The organism is Streptomyces sp. NPDC126510, assembly GCF_040302345.1.
GTDB lineage: Bacteria > Actinomycetota > Actinomycetes > Streptomycetales > Streptomycetaceae > Streptomyces.
On the sequence record NZ_JBEORR010000013.1, the window covers coordinates 20,996 to 41,602 of the forward strand.

A 20,607-nucleotide genomic window follows, 5' to 3' on the forward strand; every position below is an offset into this window, starting at 1 on the left:
CGTGCGGTGCCCGCCGGGCCGGGGCGGGTGCTCAGCGAACCCCGGGGCCTGGTGCCAGCCCGCGGCCTGGCGCCAAATCGCGCCCATGTGGTGTGCCGTGCCCCGGGCGTTGTGCCTGCCGCGTCGCGGGGTGCGGAGATATCGTCGCCGGGTGACGAGTCCTTCCGGAGGCAGTGGCGGCGGTCCCGCCGCGGAACCGCGGCGCTGCATCTGCGCGCGCTGCGGCACATCGGCCGAGGTGCCGACCGAAGGCCCACCCCTCACCTGGACCTACTCCGTGGAGGACGGCGCTCTTCGCCACTACTGCGAGGCCTGCTCCCGCGAGAACCTCAGGTCCATCGAGGGGCGCTTGGACTCAGCCTGGTGGTGAGCCCGCGGTGGGAACTCAGGCCTGCGCCACGGCCTCCTCGCCGTCCGCCGGGTCCTCCGGGACGAACCCCGGCAGCCACTCCTCCAGCTCCCCGCGCAGCCGCACCGTCGCCCCCAGCTGGCACAGCACGCCGATGGTGCTCAGCGTCACCCGGTGGATCAGCAGATAGGACGGCGGCAGGTTGAGCTGCTTGCCGAGCTGGTAGGCCGGGGAACGGGGGTCGGCGACCCGAGCCGCCTGGCTGCGCATCCAGCCGCGGGTGAACGTGAACTCCTCGACCTGGGCCGGCTCGATGATCGGCAGCAGGTAGTCCATGACGGCGTCCGGGTCCAGCTCTATGGTCTCCTTGACGAACCCTTCCGCGCAGAGAAGCTCGTAGACCGCCTCGGCCTCACCGTCGAGGGTCATCCGCAGGGACTCGCCGATGGTGGCCGGCAGGCCCCCCGGGAGCCGGTCGACGGTGCCGAAGTCCAACACGCCCAGGCGCCAGTCGTCCTCCCCCTCCGGGCCGCCGGGCAGGAGCCGGAAGTTGCCAGGGTGGGGGTCTGCGTGCAGCAGGCCCGTTCGGGCGGGCCCGGAAAACAGGAAGCGGGCCAGAAGCTGACCGGCACGGTCGCGCTGTTCCTGGGTGCCGTCCGAGATGATCTCCGACAGCGGGATGCCGTCCATCCACTCGGTGACCAGGACCTGGTCGGACTGGTGCACCACCTGCGGCACGACCACGTCCGGGTCGTCCGTGAACTCCTCCGCGTGGGCTTGCTGGGCCTGCGCTTCCAGACCGTAGTCCAGCTCCTCCGAGACGCGGTCCTTCAGCTCTGTGATCAAGGGCTTGATGTCCATGCCGGGAATCAGCGGGCCGAGCAGGCGGGAGAAGCGGCTCAGCTGGTTGAGATCCGACAGCAGGGCCTCGCCGGCACCCGGGTACTGCACCTTGACGGCCACCTCGCGGCCGTCGTGCCACACCCCTCGGTGGACCTGGCCGATCGAGGCCGCCGCGGCGGGCTTGTCCTCGAACTCCAGGAACAGCTCGTGCCAGCCCTCGCCGAGCCGCTCCTCGAGCACCGCGTGCACGGTCCTGGTCGGCATGGGGGGCGCCGCCTCCTGGAGCTTGGTCAGCGCGGCCCGGTAGGGGCCGGCCACCTCCTCCGGCAGCGCGGACTCGAAGACGGACAGGGCCTGGCCGAACTTCATCGCGCCGCCCTTGAGCTCACCCAGCACCTTGAACAGCTGGTCCGCTGTGCGCTGTTGGAGTTCGCGGCCGACGAGCTCGGCGGACTCACCGACGATCCGCTTTCCGAATCCCCAGGTCGCCCGCCCGGCGATGCCGAGCGGGAGCGCGGCGAGCTTGGCGGTCCGGGTAACCGCCTTCCGGGGAAGATCAGACATGCGCCCTCCAAGTCCCAGCCGGCCGCTCCGCCTCTGCCTCACGGCACTGCTCCGACGGCCGTTGCACAGCCATTGTCTCGTGTGACTCCCCGTCCTCCGAGAGGTGCTCCCCTTTTCCTCTCTTCGCCGCAGCGCAGGGGCATGCAGGATGCGCCCGGACCGGCCGCGCACGCCAGTGGAGATCAGGGGCGGAGCACTCCCAGCGTGCCCCGGAACTGGAGGGGGCGCGGCCGTCGAGGAAAGCGAGTGCGTGGGCGGCCGCGAGTCCGGCCACGGCCGTGGCCAGTGCCAGGTCGCAGGGTGGCACCTGCCGCTGCTTGCCGGAGCGCCACTGGGCGACCAGACGCGGCCAGGCGGGGTCCCGGTCGACGCGGTCCTCGTGCAGGCATCCCGCGCATCCCGTCTCGCCGGGCAGGACGAGAGGACCGACCACGCCGGTGCCCTCCACCACACCGGCGTACAGATGGGGCGTCCCGGAGGCCATCAGCGGCTCCGCCGCGGCCGGGTCCGGCGCGTGCACGGCGACATCGTCCCGCGAGGCGAGGATCACCAGCGAGAATCCCGGGTCGCCATCCTCCAGCGGCGCCTCGGCCGTCGCGCGGCGCGGCGGCCGGTCCGGGGCCGCCCGGCGCACGGCACGGCGGGCCGACTCGTCCCTGCGATCGCCGACGGCATCCGGGGGAAGCCCGCCCGGCGCGACGTCCCACGGCTCCACACGGCCGCCGTCCATCACGTCCACCCCGCCCACGCCTGCCCCGGCCAGGAGCGAGGCCAGCACGGCACCCACCCGGCCCGCGCCTCGCACCTGCACGCGCTGCGAGCGCCGCGCGGCCAGCCGTCCCATCGCACCGCCGGGGGTCGATGTCGTCAGAGAAAGGGAGGCCAGGTCGGGGCGCAGCCGGTCGAGGACCTCCTTCTTCTTCCGCAGCGCCTCTGCGGCCGGCCCGCCGCCGCGGGTGTCGTCCAGCAGCCCGGCCCGGGCGAGCCCCCGCACCAGCTTGTCGACATGACCGTCGGGCAGATCCATGCGGCGTCCCTCCTCGCGGAGCAGCTCCAGCCCCCGCGTGCCGTTCAGCAGGTCGAGGAAGCTGCCCGTGGCCAGGTCCATCGGGCCGAGCGTCATCGCATGCGCCGGTGTCATTCCGAACTGCACGGTGTTGAGGTCGCGCCAGCCGCGCCTGAGCGCGGGTTTCACCGTCGGATGCATGAACAGGCCCCCGTTTGCCGTAGATCGTCCCCATATGCCGACGGTCCCCGGCGCGGGTACGGCCCCTGGTCCCGGACCGGCCTCGCCGTGGCTTCGCCGACGAGATCCAGCATGCCCAACCCCGCAGCAACCCGCTGAAAGTTATCCACAGGCGTGGGTATTAGTCGTACTGGTCCGGCGCCCGTGTCCTGCCGTCCGGCGACCGAGCCCGACAAATCCGGCGCTCGTGTCATAGGAATCCGGCAGCCACAAATCCGGGCAGCCGGGTCGCACGAATCCGGCGGCCGGTGGCAGCGGCGGCACCGAAGCGTCCCGGAGTCGGGACTTCCCCGTGTGCAGCGGGTAACGTCGGGGCGTGCCCGCCGACCCACTGCACCGCGCCGGAACCGCACAGCGCAGCACGACGAGCCAGCCGCCGAGCGGCTCAAGGGCGAGCGCGATCGAGGTACGCAGAAGCGCCCGCCGACGCCGAACCGTCTCCGCTTACCGCGAGGGCGATCGCACCGTGGTCCTCATCCCCGCCCGGATGTCCGAGGCGGAGGAACAGCGCTGGGTGACCGTCATGCTCGACAAGCTGGCCGCCCAGGAGAGCAAGCGGGCCCTCGGCGACGCAGAGCTGGCCGAGCGGGCCCGGCGTCTTTCGGACCAGTACTTCGACGGTCGGGCCCGGCCCGCGTCGGTGCGCTGGGTGACCAACCAGAACACGCGCTGGGGCTCCTGCACCCCCGCCGAGGGCAGCATCCGCCTCTCGCACCGCCTCCAGGGCATGCCCGAGTACGTCGTCGACTACGTCCTCCTCCACGAACTCGCGCATCTCCTCGTACCCGGACACGGACCGCGCTTCTGGGAACTCCTGGAGGCCTATCCGCGCACGGAACGCGCCCGGGGATACCTCGAAGGCGTCGTAGCCGCCGAGCGGTTGCCCCACGTACCCGGCACCAGGGGTGACGACCCGGCGGGGTGACCGACCGCTTTCCGCGAGCGAACAGCCGATACGGCTGAGCGGGCGTTGTGTACCGGCTCTGTACCGACCTCGTCCGGTGTCCGAGTTTGCCGTTAGCCTGGCGCGACGCACTTACGTTCTGGATGGGGGACGGTCGTTACGCATGGCCAGGGAATTCCAACGCGGCCACAAGGCCAGGATCAGTGACCTCACCGCGGGTACGGATCTGTACGTAGGTGTACAGATCACCGGCCCCGGACTGAGCTTCGACATCAGCTGCTTCGGCCTCGACGCCGACGAACGGCTCTCGGACGACCGGTACTTCGTCTTCTTCAACCAGCCGAAGTCCCCCGAGGAGTCCATTCAGCTCCTGGGCGCCCAGGCGGGCGACACCGAGTCCTTCCGGGTGACGCTCGACCGCATCCCGTCGCAGATCCAGAAGCTGTCCTTCACGGCGACGATCGACGGCGCCGGCCAGATGTCGCAGATCGCCTCCGGATACATCCGTATCGTCGCGGGCGGCGAGGAGGTGGCGCGCTACTCCTTCAACGGCTCGGAGTTCTCCACCGAACGGGCCGTGATGCTGGGCGACTTCTACCTGAAGGACGTCTGGCGGTTCGCCGCCGTCGGTCAGGGCTTCGACGGAGGTCTGGACGCGCTGCTGAAGAACTTCGGCGGCGAGGTCGCCGAGGAGGAGACGCCCGCGCCGGCGCCGCAGCAGCCGCAGGCCGGCGCCGCCCCCGGCTTCGCCCCGCCCGCGTTCGGCGTCCCCGCCACTCCGGAACCCGGCGCGGCCCCCGCCCCGCAGGCGCCTCCGGCTCCCGCGCCCCAGCCCGCCGCGCAGGGCTTCGCGCCCCCGGCCGGCCCCACCCCGCCTCCGGCCCCGGCGCCCGCACCCCAGGTGCACGCCGCCCCGACCATCGTGGCGCCCCTGCACACCCCGCCCGGTGGCTCCCAGGTGCCGCCCCCGGCGCCGGCGCCCGCGCCGTACGGCCAGGCCGGTCAGCAGCCGCCGCAGTACGGCCAGGTCCCCGGCCAGACGGCCCCGCCGCCTCCCGGCTACGGTCAGCCCCAGGCACCTCATGCGCCACAGGCGCCCCACGCTCCGGCCCCGCCCCCCGGCTACGGCCAGCCCACGCCGCCCCCTGGCTACGGCCAGCAGCCGCCGTTCGGGCAGGCTCCCCACGGAGCCCCGCAGGGCGCTCCCCAGGGTCCCGGCGTGTCCGCCGCGCTCCAGCAGTTCAAGGAGACGCCCACGGGGCAGCGCTGGACCCAGCAGAACAAGAAGCTCGTCCGCGTCGACCTTGGCATCGGCGGACAGCCCGTGCTCGCCCGGCAGGGCAGCATGGTGCTCTACCAGGGCAAGGTCGACTTCAGCTACAAGGGCGCCGGCTTCGCCGGCCGGATCGTGGGCAACGCGACCGGCCAGGAGATGCAGCTCATGCGCTGTACCGGCCAGGGGCAGGTGTTCCTCGCCGAGAACTCGACCATGCTGCACCCTCTGGAGTTGCAGGGCGACGCCGTCTGCGTCTCCGCCGAGAACGTCCTCGCGTTCGACGAGAGCCTCACCTACGAGGTCCGCCGCATCGAGGGCCACGGCATCCCCGGCGGCGCCCTGTTCACCATGCAGTTCCAGGGCACCGGCACGATCGTCGTGAAGACGCACGGAACGCCCGTGGTGCTGCCCGTCACCCCCACCACGTTCGCCGACTGCAACGCCGTGGTCGCCTGGTCGGCCGCCGCCCAGGTCGTCGTCTCCAGCCAGGTGCGGATGCGCCGCAACGCCTACCCCGGTGACACGGGGGAGAGCGTCAACCTCCAGTTCCGGGGAGCGCCCGGCAACTTCATCGTCGTCCAGCCGTACGAGGTCTGAGGGAGCCCGTCATGACACAGCAACTCGCGGGCCACGCCCCCGCCCCCGTCACCGCCCGCATGGAGAACCACGGCAACCACATGCTGAAGGTGGCCATGCAGACAGGGAACGACCTCCTCGCGCGCGTGGGGTCGATGGTCGCCTACGAAGGGTTCGTGCAGTACGAGCCCAACCCGCCGGCCGTGCGCCAGATCGCCAAGGACTGGATGACCGGTGAGGGCGCGCCCCTCATGAAGTGCTCCGGCGACGGTCTGCTCTACCTCGCCGACTACGGGGCGAACGTCGTCGTCATCAATCTCAACGGCGACGGAATCTCGGTCAACGCGACCAATCTGCTGGCCTTCGACGCCCACCTCACCTGGGGCGTGGAGCGGGTCAAGGGCCTGGCCAAGTTCGCCGGGCAGGGCCTGTGGAACACCAAGATCTCCGGGCAGGGCTGGGTCGCGCTGACCTCCCGGGGCAAGCCCATCGTCGTCGACTGCGGAGGCGGCGAGGACGAGACCTACGTCGACCCCGACGCGCTCGTCGCCTGGTCCCCGAACCTCAAGGTGAAGGGCAAGCGCAGCTTCCGGGCACAGTCGCTGATCGGCCGCGGCAGCGGCGAGGCCTACCAGATGGCCTTCTCCGGTCAGGGCATCGTCGTCGTCCAGCCCAGCGAGGACAGCACCGACCGCCTCCGGGTCCGGGGCTGAGGGGGAGCCACACGTCATGCAGAGCCCGATTTTCGCCTACAACGAGCAGCAGACCCAGGAGCGCTGGAGCCTGCAGAACAAGCAGATGCTGCGCGTCACACTGGAGGGCCACGACGACGTCCTGGCCCGCAAGGGCACCATGGTCGCCTACCAGGGCCTCGTCGAGTTCGACGCCGAGTTCCAGAGCAACCAGCAGTCACGTGCCCGTGCGCAGACCGGTGAGGGTCTCGACCTGATGCGCTGCCACGGGCAGGGCACGGTCTACCTCGCCAACCTCAAGCAGCACGTCCACGTCATGGACGTGGACCAGGACGGCCTCACCGTCGACAGCAGCTACGTCCTGGCGATGGACTCCTCCCTGCACCACGAAGTCATCGCCGTGGACAGCCTGTACGGCATCTCCGGCTCCGGGAAGTACCAGCTCAACATCTCGGGCCGGGGCAAGGTCGCCCTGATGACCTCCGGGATGCCGCTGCTGCTGCAGGTGACGCCCGACAAGTACGTCAACTGCGACGCCGACGCGATCGTCGCCTGGTCGACGAGCCTGCGGGTGCAGATGCAGGCCCAGACGCACTCCTCCGGGGTGTGGCGGCGCCGCGGCAGCACTGGTGAGGGCTGGGAGCTGAGCTTCATGGGCACCGGCTACGCGCTGGTCCAGCCCAGTGAGCTGCTGCCGCCGCAGGGCGCCCAGATCGGCTCCGGCCTGGCCGCGCAGTACGGCATGGGCCAGCAGGGGGCGCGGGGGCAGAACCAGGGCAACGTCTGGAGCTGAGCGTTCCGCGGGTTCGGCCGAGGGGTTCAGGGGCGGATGGTCTCGTCCCGGCCGCGGGTCGTCCGTGGCCGGCCGCGCCGTTCCCCGCGCCCCTGACGGGGCGCGCGAGCCGGCGTCAGATGATTTGGGGGCGGCCGCCCATGCGGTCGCCCCCACCCATGCCCGGGCCTCAGAGCCTCGCGCGCGTCGCCTCCAGAAGGCGGACCACCGACTCGTCCGCCACGTCCGGCACCTCGTCGTAGCCGAACCACCGCACGTCGAGTGACTCGTCGCTGATCGCGTGCGTGGCGTCCGGCGGGGCCACGGCCGCGTACTGGACGTCGAAGTGGCGGTGGCACGGCGGCGGGATCGGATGCGGGTCGAGGCGCACCGGCCCGCCGGACAGCAGGGAGAGGCCCGGAACGCCGGACTCCTCCGTCGCCTCCCGCAGGGCCGCACCCGCGAGGGAGGCGTCACCCGGCTCGCAGTGGCCGCCCATCTGAAGCCACATCCGCAGCTTCTTGTGGAGGGTCAGCAGCACCCGGCCGCCCTCGGGGTCGATCACCAGGGCGCTCGCCGTGATGTGACCCGCGTGGCAGGCCTTCCACAGACCGTCGGGGTGCTCCGCCAGATGGTCCAGATAGGCCTGGCGCAGCTCCGTCTGGTCCTCGTACCCCTTCAGCACGAGGACCGCGTCGTCATACAGGCTCACCCGGCGTCGTCGCCCCTGTTGTCGTCCTCGCCATCGTCCTTCTTCCTGAGGTCGGGCTTGTCCGCCGCCTCGCCGAGCATCTTGTCCAGCTCGGAGAAGTCGATCTGCTCGCGGTGCACGAAGCCGTCCGGGTCGTCCAGGTCGGTCGCCGTAGGAAGCATGTCCGGGTGGTGCCACAGGGCGTCCCGGCCGTCGACACCACGCGCGTCCGTGAGCGACGCCCACAGACGGGAGGCGTCCCGCAGGCGGCGCGGGCGCAGCTCCAGGCCGATCAGCGTGGCGAACGTCTGCTCGGCCGGGCCGCCCGAGGCGCGACGGCGGCGCAGCGTTTCGCGCAGGGCGTCGGCGGACGCCAGACGGGGCTTCGCCGCGGCGTGGACCACCGCGTCCACCCAGCCCTCCACGAGCGCCAGAGCCGTCTCCAGACGGGCTAGGGCGGCCTTCTGCTCGGGCGTGTCCTCGGGCTGGAACATGCCCTGCTGGAGGGCCTCCTGCAGCTGCTCCGGGTTCTGCGGGTCGAACTGGCCGACCACGTCCTCCAGCTTGGCCGTGTCGACCTTGATCCCGCGGGCGTAGCCGTCGACCGCGCCGAACAGATGCGAGCGCAGCCACGGCACGTGCGCGAAGAGGCGCTGGTGGGCGGCCTCGCGCAGGGCGAGATACAGCCGCACCTCCTCCTGGGGGACGCTCAGGTCCTTGCCGAACGTCTCGATGTTCACCGGCAGAAGGGCGGCCTTGCCGGCCGGACCGAGCGGCAGGCCGATGTCGGACGAGCCGACGACCTCGCCGGCGAGCACGCCGACGGCCTGCCCGATCTGCGTGCCGAACATGGCGCCGCCCATCGAGCGCATCATGCCGATCAGCGGGCCGGCCATGGCCTGCATCTCCTCCGGCAGGACGTCGCCCATGGCGTTGCCGACACGCTCGGCGACCGGGTCGACCAGCTCCTTCCAGGCGGGCAGGGTGGCCTCGACCCACTCCGCGCGGCTCCAGGCCACCGCGGAGGCGGCGCCGGAGGGCAGGGACGTGGCGTCGTCGAGCCACAGGTCGGCCAGGCGGACGGCTTCCTCGACGGACTTGCGCTCGGCGGGGCCGACGCTGGCGTCCTTGGTGCCGTCGGGACTGCCCTGGGAGACCGTCTGGCGGGCGATCTGCTTGGCCATGTCCCAGTTCACCGGGCCGCCCTCGTAGGAGAGCATCTGGCCCAGCTGCTGGAACGCGGCGCCCAGGTCGGTGGGGTTCAGCGACCCGAACATGGCTGCGAACGGATTGTCCGCACCGGGGCCGCCAGGGCCACCGGGGCCCGAGCCGAAGCCACCGGCTCCGGGCAGGCCGCCGAAACCGAACGGGTTGGCCGGTCCCTGACCACCACCGCTCTGCTGGTCCTTCTTCTTGCCCTCGTCGCCGTCGTCCGGCTCCTCCGGCGGAAGGCCGAATCCGAATGGGGTGTCACTCACGGGATTCCTCGGCTGGTAGGGCCGCCGGTTCTTTCCGGCGGCACGGCTGCCCGACAACACCACCCAGCGTAGACACCCGGGGCGGATCGGGCCTCGGTGCTTCGCCGACTGACGGCCTGCGGCAGGATGGATGCCACCTGGTACGCACGCGTCGGACGCGCTCGTACTGAAGACAACCGCTGGAGACGCCCGGTGAGTTCCCCAGATCCGCAGGTTCGCGCAGCGCGAAACCAGTCAACCAGTTCCGCGAGTCCCGCCGCACGCGGACCCGTCGTCGCGGTCACCGGTGCCGCGTACGGCGTCGGAGCCCTGCTCACGGAGCAGCTGGCCGCATCCGACGAGGTCAAGCAGGTCGTCGCCATCGACGAGCGGCGCGGCGAGTGCGCGGCGGCCCAGTGGCACATCCTGGACGTACGGGACCCGGCCATCGCGGACAAGCTGCGCGGGGCCGACGTGGTGGTGCACCTGGCGCTGGATCTCGACCTGGAAACCGACGCGGCCGCCCGAACGGCCTACAACGTACGGGGGACGCAGACCGTCCTGACGGCCGCCGCGGCCGCCGGAGTGCACCGGGTCGTGCTGTGCACCTCGGCGATGGTCTACGGGGCGCTGCCCGACAACGAGCTGCCGCTGTCCGAGGACGCCGAGCTGCGCGCCACGGCCGAGGCGACGGGCGTCGGCGACCTGCTGGAGATCGAACGGCTGGCCCGGCGCGCGCCCCGGGCGCACCCCGGGCTCAATGTCACCGTCGTACGGCCGGCCGTGCTGGTCGGAGGCACCGACACCGCACTGACCAGGTACTTCGAGTCGCCCCGGCTTCTCGTCGTGGCCGGATCGCGGCCCGCGTGGCAGTTCTGCCACGTCGAGGACCTGTGCAGCGCGCTGGAGTACGCCGTTCTGGAGAAGGTCGACGGGGAACTGAGCGTCGGCTGTGACGGCTGGCTGGAGCAGGAGGAAGTCGAGGAGCTCAGCGGGATCCGGCGGATGGAGCTGCCGTCGGCGGTCGCGCTGGGTGCGGCGGCGCGACTGCACCGCATCGGGCTCACGCCCTCCCCGGCCGGGGACCTGGCGTACACGATGTACCCCTGGGTGGTCAGCGGCAGCCGGCTGCACGACGCCGGGTGGCGGCCGCGATACACCAACGAGGAGGTGCTGGCGGAGCTCCTCGAGGAGGTCTCCGGCCGGCACACGGTCGCCGGGCGGCGGCTGGGCCGCAAGGACGCGACGGCCGCGGGTGCCGCCGGTGCGACGGTGGCGCTGCTGGGCGCGGCGGCGGTGGTGCGGCGGGCGCGGAAGGCCCGGCGGCGGATCTGAAACGCCTGCGCGGGGAGCGCCGCAGAAGGCCGCCCTGTAGGAGGCTCCAAACGGGTACGCGCGCGTGCCGGTCGATGGCTCTATTCCGTGCTGTCGGTCGCGTGCGGCACGATGGAGGCATGGCAACCACGAACGATCACCCCGGTGAGCAGGCCGCGCAGGACCCGATCAAGCTGATCGGGATCCGGGACTCGGCTCTCTCCCTGGACGAGGTGTTCCGGGCCGTCGGGGACGACGCGGCCGGAGGCACCGCGCTCTTCGTGGGAACCGTGCGGAACCACGACGGCGGTGCCGATGTCGACGAGCTGGGGTATTCCTGCCACCCCAGCGCCGAGGCCGAGATGCGGCGCGTCGCGGAGAAGGTCGCCGCCGAGTTCCCGGTGCGGGCCCTGGCGGCCGTGCACCGCGTAGGAGACCTGCGGGTCGGGGACCTCGCCGTGGTCGTCGCCGTCTCCTGTCCGCATCGCGGAGAGGCCTTCGAGGCCTGCCGCAAGCTGATCGACGACCTCAAGCACGAAGTGCCCATCTGGAAGCACCAGAAATTCTCCGACGGCACCGAGGAGTGGGTCGGAGCCTGCTGACCCCGGCCGGCAGCCCGCCTGCCGAGCCTGGAAGCGGCCCTCCGGTTGCGTAACCGCACCCCTGGCGTGAGCGTTGTCACTGCGGATCGTTAATCTGCTGATCAGTCAGTTGCGGATGCTCAAAGGGGTTGGAGGTCGGCATGGCGGCGCTCGCCTGGTTGCTGATTCCGCTTGTGGCTGCCATCGGCGCGGGACTTTGGGGCAGTTGGGCCCACCGGACCCGAAAGGTCCGCAACGACGGCCCCGAGCTCACCGGCTACATCCGCTTCCGCGAGGCCATGGAGAAGCCCCGCCCGGGAGCCTGATGACCGAGGAACCCGCAGGTCACAAGCGTTGCAGAGAGCAGGGTCGCCCCGGACGGGCGGCCCTGACGGTGCGCTGACAGGACCGTCCCGTACTGTCGACTCATGCCACGCCGCACCGCGACGATGCTCGCCTCCACCCTGATGCTGATCGCGCTCCTGTGCGCGGGAGTGTTCATCCCCGTGCCGTACTCGGAGATGTCCCCGGGGCCGACGGTGAACACGCTGGGCGATCACGACGGCGAGCCGGTGCTGCAGATCGAGGGCCGGAAGACCTACCCCACCAGTGGCCATCTGAACATGACGACGGTCCGGGTCACGAGCGCCGACTACCGGATGAACCTGGTCGAAGCCGTCTACGGCTGGCTCGCGCACGACAACAAGGTCGTGCCGCACGAGACGCTCTACCCGGACGGCAAGACCGAGGAGCAGTCCACCCAGGAGAACGCCGAGGAGTTCAGCCAGTCCCAGGAGAGCGCCAAGGTCGCCGCCCTGAAGCAGCTGGACGTTCCGGTGAAGTCCTGGGTGATCGTCTCCACGGTCGTCAAGGGATCCCCCGCCGAGGGCAAGCTGCACGCGGGGGATGTGATCAAGGCCGTCGACGGTACGGCGGTGAAGGAGCCGGCCGACGTCGCGAAGCTCGTCACGAAGCACAAGCCGGGCCAGGAGGTCCGCTTCACGATCGTGCCGGCCAAGGAGCAGGTCGCCGCGGAGAAGGAGAAGCGGACGCCGACCAGGACGCAGGACATCACCATGACCACCACGACGTCCGACGACACCGGTGAGAAGCGCGCCATCGTGGGGATCTCCGCCGGGACCGACCACACCTTCCCGTTCACCATCGACATCAAGCTCGCGGACGTCGGCGGGCCGAGCGCCGGGCTGATGTTCGCGCTCGGCATCTACGACAAGCTCACCCCGGGCAGCCTGACCGGGGGCACGTTCGTGGCCGGCACCGGCACGATCGACGACACCGGCAAGGTCGGGCCGATCGGCGGCATCGAGATGAAGACCGTGGGCGCGCGGGCCAAGGGCGCGAAGTACTTCCTCACGCCCGCCGACAACTGCGCGGCCGCCGCCGCGGACACCCCCGACGGTCTCACCCTGATCAAGGTGGGCACCATCAAGGACGCCCTGGGAGCCCTGAAGGACATCCGCAGCGGCGACACCGCGGACCTGCCGAAGTGCGGTAAGTAGCCGGGGGACCGAGGGCCCGGAAAGCCGGGCCCCGCGGTCCGCTCCTCGGCGGTCGCTACTCCTCGAACGTCGCGGCCAGCGCCTCCGCCAGCCCCGGGACCAGGTCGGAACCGGTCAGGACCTCGGTGGGGGAGTCCTTCTCGCGCAGCCGCAGGGCCGACTCACGCGTGCCGTCGCGCAGGACCGCGACCGTCATGCGGACCTCCTGGCGGTCCGGGTGGTCCGCCACCCACTTCGTGAGGGCGGCCTCGCTCAGACCCTGCGGAACCTGCGCCTCCGCGGACGGTGGCAGCATCAGGCGCTCCACGGCGAGGGCGCAGCCGACCACCGCGTCGGGCCAGGCGATGGTGGCGAGGAACTCGTCGAGCGGCTTGCCCGTTGGCACTTCGTCCTGCTCGATCGGGGTGAGGCCGGAGTTCTCCGACTCGTCCCCCAGACCGAGCCGGTCCGCGAGCGAGGGCTGTTCGGCCCGTAGCCGTGCGGTGTCGACGAGGGCGAAAAGGCGGGCTGACTGGTCCCAGCCGAGGCCGGAGACGTACTCGTCGATCTCGAGAACGGCCCGGGTGAGCGGGTTCGCAGCCATGGGAGTGTTGGACATGGTCACAATCCTGCCTCGTTCCCGGCCGGAATCGGGAACCGAGTAAACGGTGAGTAAGTTGCATAGGTGGGGGCCCCACGATCACGGGGCCACGTACGGCCCGTGAAGACGCGGGCCTGACCAATCAACAGCGAACTTCGAGGTGCGCACCTTGGCTTTCCAGATGCCGGACCGCGGCGGAGGCCCGACAGGGCCGCGGATCAGAGTGGGCCGCCCGTCCCGGCGAGTCCGGACCCTGCTCATGACGCTGGGCGTCCTTGCCGTTCTCGGCATGGCGTTCACCATGTTCGCGGGCTTTTGGACGGACTGGCTCTGGTACCGCTCGGTGAACTACTCCTCGGTCTTCACCACCACCCTGTGGACCAAGATCGGGCTCTTCTTCGTCTTCGGCCTGCTCATGGCCCTCGCCGTCGGCTTCAACATCTGGCTGGCGCACCGGCTGCGGCCACCGCTGAGCGCCATGTCGATGGAGCAGCAGAACCTCGACCGCTACCGGATGGGCATCGCGCCCTACAAGAAGTGGCTGCTGTTCGGGATCACCGCCCTCGTGGGCCTGATCGCCGGCGCCTCCGCCTCCGGCCAGTGGCGGACATGGCTCATGTGGGTCAACGGCGTGCCCTTCGGGCAGAAGGACCCCCAGTTCAAGCTGGACGTCTCCTTCTACGCCTTCGACCTGCCCTGGTACCGGTTCCTGCTCGGCTTCGGCTTCGCCGCGGCGATCCTGTCCGTGATCGCCGCCGCGCTCACGCACTACCTGTACGGCGGGCTGCGCGTCACCAGCCCCGGTGCCCGCGCCACGGCCGCGGCCACCGGGCACCTGTCGGTACTCATCGGCGTCTTCGTCGCCCTCAAGGCGGTCGCGTACTGGCTCGACCGGTACGGACTCGCGGTGAAGTCCAGCGACTTCAGGGCGACCGACAACTGGACGGGCCTGAGGTACGTCGACGCCAACGCCTACCTGCCGGCCAAGACGATCCTGTTCTGCATCGCCGTCATCTGCGCGTTGCTGTTCTTCGCCACCATCTGGCGGCGCACGTGGCAGCTGCCCGTGATCGGCTTCGGTCTGATGGTGCTCTCCGCGATCCTCATCGGCGGCCTGTACCCGGCGATCGTGCAGAAGTTCCAGGTCCAGCCGAACGAGCAGGCCAAGGAAGCGCCGTACGTCGAGAAGAACCTCGAAGCGACGCGTAAGGCCTACGGCATCGACGGCACCAAGGTCACCGACTACTCGGGCACGAGCAAGACCGAGGACAAGAGCACACTGCGCGACGACGTCCCGTCCACGGCGAGCATCCGGATCATGGACCCGAACATCGTCTCGCCGACGTTCCAGCAGCTCCAGCAGATCAGGAACTACTACGCGTTCCCGACCAACCTGGACGTCGACCGCTACGCCAAGGACGGCAAGGACCAGGACACGGTCATCGGCCTGCGTGAGCTGAACCTCGCGGGCATCCCGAAGAAGAACTGGATCAACAACCACTTCCGTTACACGCACGGCTACGGAGTGGTCGCCGCCGAGGGCACCAGCGCCGACGCCCAGGGCCGTCCGAACTTCACCGAGTCCGACCTGCCCTCCGAGGGCGACCTCGGCACGTACGAGCAGCGGGTCTACTACGGCGAGAAGACCACCACGTACTCGATCGTCGGCGGTCCCCAGAAGGAGATCGACTACTCCGACGACAACGGCGAGAAGACCACCAGCTACAAGGGCGACAGCGGGGTCAATCTCTCCAACCCGGTCAACCGGGCCGCGTACGCGGTGGCGTTCGGAGAGCCGCAGATCCTGTACTCCGGGGCCATCGGCGAGGGGTCACGGATCCTGTACAACCGCACGCCCAAGGAGCGCGTCGAGGCGGTCGCCCCCTGGCTGACCATCGACGGCGACGCCTATCCGGCGGTCGTGGACGGCCGGATCCAGTGGATCGTCGACGCGTACACGACGACGAACGGCTACCCGTACTCCTCGCGTACGACCCTCGGCGACACCACGGCTGACTCGCTGACCGCCACCAACGACAACCGCGCGGTGGTGGCCCAGCAGAACCAGGTCAACTACATCCGGAACTCGGTGAAGGCGACCGTCGACGCCTACACCGGCAAGGTCAAGCTCTACCAGTGGGACACCAAGGACCCGGTCCTGAAGACCTGGATGAAGGCCTTCCCGAACACGGTGGAGCCCAAGGGCGACATCTCCAAGGACCTGATGGACCACCTGCGCTACCCGCAGGACCTGTTCAAGGTCCAGCGGGAGCTGCTCACGCGCTACCACGTGAAGGACGCCACGACGTTCCTCAGCGGCAGCGAGGTGTGGCAGGTGCCGGACGACCCGACGAACCGGTCGGGCAGCGCGGTGCCGCCGTACTACCTGAGCATGAAGATGCCCGACCAGAAGGCGCAGGCGTTCTCGCTGACGACGACCCTCACGCCCAACGGCCGGGACAACCTCAGTGCGTTCATGGCGGTCGACGCCGAGGCGGGCACCAGTGACTACGGCAAGATCAGAATCCTGAAACTGCCGACCAACACCACGGTCAACGGACCCAAGCAGGTCCAGAGCCAGTTCAACTCGCAAGAGGACATCGCCGAGTCCATCAGGCTCCTGAGAGGCGGCGACTCCGAAGTCGAGTACGGCAACCTGCTGACGGTGCCGCTCGACGGAGGACTGCTGTACGTGGAGCCGGTCTACGTACGCGGTGGTGGACTGAAATACCCCCTGCTGCGCAAGGTGCTGGTCACCTACGGAGGCCAGACCGCCTTCGAGAACACCCTCGACGAGGCCCTCAACAAGGTCTTCGGAGCGGACGGCCCGACCACCGAGCCACCGGGCGAGGGTGATACGACGAAACCGCCGCCGACGTCCGACAACCCGACGGTCCAGCAGGCCCTGCAGGACGCCCAGAAGGCGTTCGACGAGGGTCAGGAGGCCCTGAAGAAGAACGACTGGGAGGCGTACGGCAAGGCGCAGAAGGACCTCGAGGACGCCCTGCAGCGGGCCGAGGACGCACAGTCCGAGGCGAGCCGGGCCGGCGGTTCCGGGGGCGGCGAGAGCAAGCCCGGCGGCAAGCCGAGCGGCAGTCCGAGTCCGAAGCCGAGCAGCTAGCGCCCTGGCCTGGTCAAATGCCCATCCCGCGCCGTGATACGGTTATGAACACAACGGCGCGGGGTGGAGCAGCTCGGTAGCTCGCTGGGCTCATAACCCAGAGGTCGCAGGTTCAAATCCTGTCCCCGCTACTGAAGTCGCGATGTCCGAGTGACGGAGCGGCACCGAAGGCCCGGATTCCACAAAGGAATCCGGGCCTTCGTGATGTGTGAACGCATGTGCTGGCGCCGCTTGTGGCCGCGCCGTCGGGGGGAGTTGGCCGATCTGTGTTTGACTTGTCTCTCTGTGGGCATGTCGACAAAACGCTGTAGTGACCTCACTGGCTGCGGTATACCAGGTGTACCCAGGTTGCAGGTGGTGCGACGATGGACGTTATGGGGGACAAGGCAACTCTGTTCGAGACAGGGCGTTTTGTGCAGCCTTCCAGCCGGGAGGACACCGAGACCCCGGACGAGACCGGGGAGATCGCCGACGAGGCGGCCGAGGAGCTGCGTCAGCGGCTCGCAGCCGAGGCCGGCGACGTCGAGGCGATGAGTGTCCTCGGGGCCATGCTGTTGCGCCGTGGTGATCTCGACGGTGCCGAGCCTCATCTGCGTGCCGCCACCGCCGCGGGCGACCGGGCGGCCGCCAACAACCTGGGAGTCCTCCTGCACCAGCGGGGGTACGCCGACGAGGCCGCCGGATGGTGGCGGATCGCCGCCGTCGCCGGATCCACGGCGGCCGCGCACGCCCTCGGGCGGCACCACCGCGAGCGCGGCGACGAGCCCGCCGCCGAGTACTGGCTGCGCCAGTCCGCCGAACAGGGCCACACGCTGGGGGCGTACGCGCTCGCCGATCTGCTGGAGCATCGCGGTGACGCCGGGGCCGAGCAGTGGATGCGGGTCGCGGCCGAGCGCGGGCACCGGGAGGCGGCGTACCGGCTGGCGCGGGCGCTGGACCGGAAGGCAGCGGGAGAAACCGACGGAGACGACGGTGTCCAGGCGCCCGAGGAGGCCGAGCAGTGGTACCGCCAGGCCGCCGCGCGGGGCCACCGGCGGGCCGCGCTGCACCTCGGGACGATCCTGGAGAGGCGGGGCGAGCTCAAGGAGGCCGGACGCTGGTACCTGACCTCCGCCAAGGACGGGGAGGCGCGCGCCGCCTGTGCGCTCGGCTTCCTGCTGCGCGACGCGGGCGACACCGAGAACGCCGCCGTGTGGTGGCTGCGGGCCGCCCAGGACGGCGACGGCAACGCGGCGAACGCGCTGGGGGCGCTGCACGCCGAGCGGGGCGAGACCCAGACCGCCGAGCGGTGGTACCGGGCCGCGATGGACGCGGGTGACGTGAACGGCGCGTACAACCTCGGTCTGCTCTGCGCCGAGCAGGGGCGCACTCCGCAGGCCGAGCAGTGGTACCGGCGCGCGGCCTACGCCGGGCACCGGGAGGCGGCGAACGCGCTGGCGATCCTGCTGCTGCGGGGCGGCGACGAGACGGGCGCGGAGCCGTGGTTCTCCAAGGCCGCCGAGGCCGGGAGCGTCGACGCCGCCTTCAACCTGGGCATCCTGCATGCCGGCCGGGGTGAGGAGCAGGCCGCGTTGCGCTGGTACGAGCGTGCCGCCGCCGCCGGCCACACCGAGGCGGCGCTCCAGGTCGGCATGGCGAGGCTGCGGGACGGCGACGATCAGGAGGCCGAGCGGCACCTGCGGTGTGCGGCCGGGGGCGGGAGCTCCGAGGCCGCGTACCGGCTGGCGACCGTGCTCGACGCGCGGCGGCCCCCGGAGCCCGCGCACGAGCTGGGGGAGCCGGTCCACCGGCGGAGCGAGTGCGAGGAGTGGTACGAGCGGGCGGCCTCCCAGGGGCACCGGCGGGCACAGGTGCGGGTCGGCATGCTGGCGGCGGCCCGGGGCGACGTCGTCGAGGCGGCTCGGTGGTACCGGGAGGCGGCCGAGGCCGGATCCCGCAACGGCGCGTTCAATCTCGGGCTGCTGCTGGCCAGGGAAGGGAGCGAGCCCGAGGCGGCGGTGTGGTGGACGCGGGCCGCTGACGCCGGGCACGGGCGGGCGGCGTTGCGGCTGGCCCTGGTCTACGCGCGTCGGGGTGAGCTGGCGGAGGGACAGCGCTGGGCTGACCGGGCCGTGTCCCTGGGACCGGCGTCCGTAGCCGAGAGGGCGGAGCGGCTGCGGGATGCGCTGCGGCAGGAGCTGTCCGCGTGAGCCGTTGCCGTCCGGCCCCGGGCGAGGGCCGCCGAGTAATGGATTTGCATCCGCCCTCAGCGGTGACGTAACGTTGCATTCAACGACGCGGGGTGGAGCAGCTCGGTAGCTCGCTGGGCTCATAACCCAGAGGTCGCAGGTTCAAATCCTGTCCCCGCTACTGAAGGCCGAGGGCCGGAATCCGAAAGGGTTCCGGCCCTCGGCGTATGTGACGCCAGTGGGTGTGCGCCCATGCGGGACGGCAGCCCAGAGCCCCGGCACCCATCGGTGCCGGGGCTCTCGTGCGTTTTCGTGCGGGAGGGCTAGGCGGCGGCGCAGTTCGGACAGACGCCGCGGTACGTCACCTCGACGTCCGAGACCGTGAAGCCGAAGCGCTCGGTGTCGGGGAGGTCCGCCAGCGGGTTGCCGGTGGGGTGGACGTCGCGGATCGCGCCGCACTGGGCGCAGACCAGGTGGTGGTGCGGCTGGTGGGCGTTCGGGTCGTACCGCTTGGCGCGCTGGTCCGTGGAGACCTCGAGCACCTCGCCGAGGGTCACCAGTTCGCCCAGCGTGTTGTAGACGGTGGCCCGGGAGATCTCGGGCAGCTTGGCGACGGCCCGGGCATGGACCTCGTCGGCCGTCAGATGGACGTGTTCGCCGTCGAGGACCTCAGCCACGACACGCCGCTGCGCGGTCATCCGCCATCCGCGTCCGCGCAGCCGTTCCAGAAGGTCACTCATAGCCACCAGCCTAACAGCAAAAGAGACCAGGTCCCGAACAGGTGTGAGTTTAGATCCTAACTTGCTTTAGACATTGTCTATTATAGGTTCGAGACAGCGAGACCGCGGGCGTCGTCGGTCCGGTGCTCGTCCAGGACCAGCTCCTGCTGGAGAAGCCGGCTCACTTCAACCGTGAGCGCATCCCGGAGCGCGTGGTGCATGCCCGCGGTGCGGGGGCGTACGGCACCTTCACGGTGACCGCCGACGTCACCCCGTACACGCGTGCCGCGTTCCTCTCCGAGGTCGGCAAGCAGACCGAGGTGTTCCTGCGCTTCTCGACGGTGGCCGGCAACCTGGGCGCGGCGGACGCCGTCCGGGACCCGCGCGGCTTCGCGCTGAAGTTCTACACCGAGGAGGGCGACTACGACCTCGTCGGCAACAACACCCCGGTGTTCTTGATCAAGGACGCCATCAAATTCCCGGACTTCATCCACACCCAGAAGCGCGACCCGTACACGGGGTCGACGGAGGCGGACAACGTCTGGGACTTCTGGAGTCTGTCGCCCGAGTCCACGCACCAGGTGACCTGGCTGTTCGGCCGTGGCATCCCCGCCTCGTACCGGCACATGGACGGTTTCGGCTCGCACACGTTCCAGTGGAACAACGCGGCCGGCGAGGCCTTCTGGGTGAAGTACCACTTCAAGACCGACCAGGGCATCGAGAACCTGACCGCCGAAGCGGCCGCCCGGCTCGCCGGTGAGGACCCCGACTCCCACCAGCGCGACCTGCGCGAGGCCGTCGAGCGCGGCGAGTACCCGACGTGGACCGTCGGCGTGCAGATCATGCCGGTGGCCGAGGCGGCGACCTACCGTTTCAACCGGTTCGACCTGACGAAGGTCTGGCCGCACGCCGACTACCCGATGATCGAGATCGGCAGGCTGGAGCTCAACCGCGACCCGGAGAATGTCTTCGCCGAGGTCGAGCAGTCGATCTTCAGCCCCGCCCACTTCGTGCCGGAATCGGCCCGTCCCCGGACAAGATGCTCCGGGGCCGCCTCTTCGCCTACGGCGACGCCCATCGCTACCGCGTCGGCATCAACGCCGACCATCTGCCGGTGAACCGGCCGCACGCCACCGTGACGCGCACCAACTCCCGCGACGGGTACCTCTACGACGGCCGTCACGCGGGTGCGAAGAACTATGAGCCGAACAGCTTCGGCGGCCCGCTCCAGGCC

Annotated in this window: 16 protein-coding genes, 2 tRNA genes and 1 pseudogene; 13 read left to right on the top strand and 6 right to left on the bottom strand. The window is 70.5% G+C overall.

The genetic code is table 11. The features are described 5' to 3' along the window. Nucleotides 1-385: 385 nt before the first annotated feature. Both ABTX60_RS19830 and ABTX60_RS19835 read right to left on the bottom strand, forming a co-directional pair. Nucleotides 386-1,756 carry an ABC1 kinase family protein gene (locus ABTX60_RS19830; protein ID WP_352098321.1) on the bottom strand — a complete coding sequence of 457 codons (1,371 nt, stop codon included), beginning with the start codon at nt 1,754-1,756 and terminating at the stop codon, nt 386-388. After that, complete coding sequence (locus ABTX60_RS19835) at nt 1,749-2,963, bottom strand: TOMM precursor leader peptide-binding protein (protein WP_352098322.1); 1,215 nt, start codon at nt 2,961-2,963, stop codon at nt 1,749-1,751. Before ABTX60_RS19835 ends, ABTX60_RS19830 begins: the two co-directional genes overlap by 8 nt. 355 nt (nt 2,964-3,318) lie before the next feature. Between ABTX60_RS19835 and ABTX60_RS19840 the strand changes: the two genes are divergently transcribed. The 4 genes from ABTX60_RS19840 (at nt 3,319) to ABTX60_RS19855 (ending at nt 7,243) form a co-directional block, all read left to right on the top strand. Further along, the gene (locus ABTX60_RS19840; RefSeq protein ID WP_352098323.1) at nt 3,319-3,927 is read left to right on the top strand and encodes a M48 metallopeptidase family protein; all 609 of its coding nucleotides are present in this window, start codon (nt 3,319-3,321) and stop codon (nt 3,925-3,927) included. A 142-nt stretch (nt 3,928-4,069) separates the two neighbouring features. Next, nucleotides 4,070-5,779: a TerD family protein gene (locus ABTX60_RS19845; protein ID WP_352098324.1), complete on the top strand. Its 1,710-nt coding sequence runs from the start codon at nt 4,070-4,072 to the stop codon at nt 5,777-5,779. 11 nt (nt 5,780-5,790) lie between these two features. Next, on the top strand, nt 5,791-6,471 hold the full coding sequence (locus ABTX60_RS19850; protein ID WP_031112077.1) for an AIM24 family protein: 681 nt from the start codon (nt 5,791-5,793) through the stop codon (nt 6,469-6,471). A gap of 16 nt (nt 6,472-6,487) precedes the next feature. After that, on the top strand, nt 6,488-7,243 hold the full coding sequence (locus ABTX60_RS19855) for an AIM24 family protein (RefSeq protein ID WP_352098325.1): 756 nt from the start codon (nt 6,488-6,490) through the stop codon (nt 7,241-7,243). Nucleotides 7,244-7,412: 169 nt separating this feature from the next. Here ABTX60_RS19855 and ABTX60_RS19860 read toward each other — a convergent pair whose 3' ends face one another. Both ABTX60_RS19860 and ABTX60_RS19865 read right to left on the bottom strand, forming a co-directional pair. Then, nucleotides 7,413-7,934 (bottom strand): NUDIX hydrolase, encoded by a 522-nt coding sequence (locus ABTX60_RS19860; RefSeq protein WP_352098326.1) that lies wholly within the window; start codon nt 7,932-7,934, stop codon nt 7,413-7,415. Beyond that, complete coding sequence (locus ABTX60_RS19865) at nt 7,931-9,391, bottom strand: zinc-dependent metalloprotease (RefSeq protein ID WP_352098327.1); 1,461 nt, start codon at nt 9,389-9,391, stop codon at nt 7,931-7,933. Before ABTX60_RS19865 ends, ABTX60_RS19860 begins: the two co-directional genes overlap by 4 nt. Nucleotides 9,392-9,583: 192 nt before the next feature. Between ABTX60_RS19865 and ABTX60_RS19870 the strand changes: the two genes are divergently transcribed. From ABTX60_RS19870 to ABTX60_RS19885, 4 genes are all read left to right on the top strand, one after another. Then, entirely contained in the window at nt 9,584-10,705 is a 1,122-nt protein-coding gene (locus ABTX60_RS19870) for an SDR family oxidoreductase (protein WP_352098328.1), read from the top strand. Nucleotides 10,706-10,824: 119 nt separating this feature from the next. Further along, nucleotides 10,825-11,286 carry a molybdenum cofactor biosynthesis protein MoaE gene (locus ABTX60_RS19875; protein WP_350708576.1) on the top strand — a complete coding sequence of 154 codons (462 nt, stop codon included), beginning with the start codon at nt 10,825-10,827 and terminating at the stop codon, nt 11,284-11,286. Nucleotides 11,287-11,426: 140 nt separating this feature from the next. Then, a complete protein-coding gene (locus tag ABTX60_RS19880) occupies nt 11,427-11,591 on the top strand; it encodes a hypothetical protein (protein WP_199825688.1) in 165 nt (54 codons plus the stop codon). A gap of 102 nt (nt 11,592-11,693) precedes the next feature. Further along, a complete protein-coding gene (locus tag ABTX60_RS19885) occupies nt 11,694-12,785 on the top strand; it encodes a YlbL family protein (RefSeq protein ID WP_352098329.1) in 1,092 nt (363 codons plus the stop codon). Between the two features lie 55 nt (nt 12,786-12,840). On the opposite strand, the gene ABTX60_RS19890 is transcribed toward ABTX60_RS19885, so the two are convergent. Then, nucleotides 12,841-13,383 (bottom strand): PPA1309 family protein, encoded by a 543-nt coding sequence (locus ABTX60_RS19890; protein WP_352098330.1) that lies wholly within the window; start codon nt 13,381-13,383, stop codon nt 12,841-12,843. 163 nt (nt 13,384-13,546) lie between these two features. Here ABTX60_RS19890 and ABTX60_RS19895 point away from each other — a divergent pair, with 163 nt between their 5' ends. The 4 genes from ABTX60_RS19895 to ABTX60_RS19910 all read left to right on the top strand — a co-directional run bounded on the left by ABTX60_RS19895 (nt 13,547) and on the right by ABTX60_RS19910 (nt 18,835). After that, complete coding sequence (locus ABTX60_RS19895; RefSeq protein WP_352098498.1) at nt 13,547-16,486, top strand: UPF0182 family membrane protein; 2,940 nt, start codon at nt 13,547-13,549, stop codon at nt 16,484-16,486. 57 nt (nt 16,487-16,543) lie between these two features. Continuing rightward, nucleotides 16,544-16,617, top strand: a tRNA-Met gene (locus ABTX60_RS19900). Between the two features lie 234 nt (nt 16,618-16,851). After that, nucleotides 16,852-18,675, top strand: coding sequence for a tetratricopeptide repeat protein (locus tag ABTX60_RS19905; RefSeq protein ID WP_352098331.1), 1,824 nt, complete (start codon nt 16,852-16,854; stop codon nt 18,673-18,675). Nucleotides 18,676-18,761: 86 nt separating this feature from the next. After that, nucleotides 18,762-18,835: transfer RNA gene (locus ABTX60_RS19910), tRNA-Met, on the top strand. 142 nt (nt 18,836-18,977) lie between these two features. Here ABTX60_RS19910 and ABTX60_RS19915 read toward each other — a convergent pair. Continuing rightward, nucleotides 18,978-19,394 carry a Fur family transcriptional regulator gene (locus ABTX60_RS19915; protein WP_062928973.1) on the bottom strand — a complete coding sequence of 139 codons (417 nt, stop codon included), beginning with the start codon at nt 19,392-19,394 and terminating at the stop codon, nt 18,978-18,980. Nucleotides 19,395-19,516: 122 nt separating this feature from the next. On the opposite strand from ABTX60_RS19915, the pseudogene ABTX60_RS19920 reads away from it, so the two are divergent. Further along, a pseudogene (locus ABTX60_RS19920) lies at nt 19,517-20,532 on the top strand (catalase); the annotation flags it as partial. Between the last annotated feature and the right edge of the window lie 75 nt (nt 20,533-20,607).